A 604-nucleotide genomic window follows, 5' to 3' on the forward strand; every position below is an offset into this window, starting at 1 on the left:
GGGGATGCTCGGGCGGAGGGGGCCATGAGCGCGTGGAACACCTGGCTGCCGGTGCTGGTGCTGGGCACGTCGTTGGTGACGGGCGCGGTCATCTTCTCCATGCCCGAGTCGTGGCGCCGTGCGCGCACGGCGCTCAACGTGAGCGGGGCCACGCTGAAGGCGGGCCTGGTGGCGGACATGGTGTGGGGCGTCTTCCATGGCCAGCGCTACGAGACGCGGCTGGGGCTGGGCCTGGGGCCGGGGCTGGAGCTGGTGCTGAGCAGCGACTCGCTGAGCATGCTCTTCGCCACGCTGTCGTCGCTGCTGTGGCTCGTCACGACGCTGTACGCGGTGGGCTACCTGGAGGGCTCGCACCACCTGCGGCGCTTCTTCGGCTTCTTCAGCCTGTGCGTCACCGCGACCATGGGCATCTGCTTCGCGGGCAACCCCATCACCTTCCTCCTCTTCTACGAGCTGCTGACGGTGAGCACCTACCCGCTGGTGGTGCACGCGGGCACGGACGAGGCGTTGCGCGCCGGGCGCATCTACCTGCGCTACACGCTGACGGGTGGGGCGGTGCTCTTCCTGGCGGTGGCCTGGCTGTACGCGCTGGCGGGGCCGGTGG

General features: G+C 70.4%; 1 protein-coding gene. It reads left to right on the plus strand.

From position 1 onward, the window contains the following. Positions 1-24: 24 nt before the first annotated feature. The coding region (locus G4D87_RS38495; protein ID WP_275902339.1) for a proton-conducting transporter transmembrane domain-containing protein at positions 25-604 on the plus strand (580 nt) is incomplete at its 3' end.

Origin of the sequence: Myxococcus vastator (genome assembly GCF_010894475.1) — a bacterium.
In the GTDB taxonomy this organism is placed as follows: Bacteria; Myxococcota; Myxococcia; order Myxococcales; family Myxococcaceae; genus Myxococcus; species Myxococcus vastator.